Source organism: Paracoccus halophilus, from assembly GCF_000763905.1.
Lineage (GTDB): Bacteria > Pseudomonadota > Alphaproteobacteria > Rhodobacterales > Rhodobacteraceae > Paracoccus > Paracoccus halophilus.
On record NZ_JRKN01000114.1, the window covers coordinates 1 to 403 of the forward strand.

Below are 403 nucleotides of genomic sequence, written 5' to 3' on the forward strand. Positions count from 1 at the left end.
GGCGCAAGCAATATGGTGGGATGGGCGTGGATCAGTTGAAGGAACTGAAGCGGCTGCAGTTGGAGAATGAACGGCTCCGACGCGCAGTTTCGGATCTGACGCTGGGCAAACTTATTTTGGCGGAGGCTGCAAAGGGAACTGCAGGACCGCCCGGGGAAACTTCTGAGCCCCTCGCGCCGCCGGGCCTGCATTGATCATGTTCTTGGTGAACTGGGCGTGTCCGAACGCCGTGCTTGCCGGGTGCTGCACCAGCATCGGTCTACGCAACGCAGGTTGCCCAAGGGTCGCGCCGACCAAGGCCGGCTGGCCGCAGACATGATCGAGCTGGCGCGGCAATACGGTCGCTATGGCTATCGCCGGATCGCGGCGCTGCTTCGCGATGCAGGCCGGGCCGGGTGAACGA

The 403-nt window shown here is 63.5% G+C and carries 1 pseudogene; it reads left to right on the plus strand.

The features are described 5' to 3' along the window. Nucleotides 1–387, plus strand: a pseudogene (locus tag IT41_RS20505) (IS3 family transposase); the annotation flags it as partial. Nucleotides 388–403 lie beyond the last annotated feature (16 nt).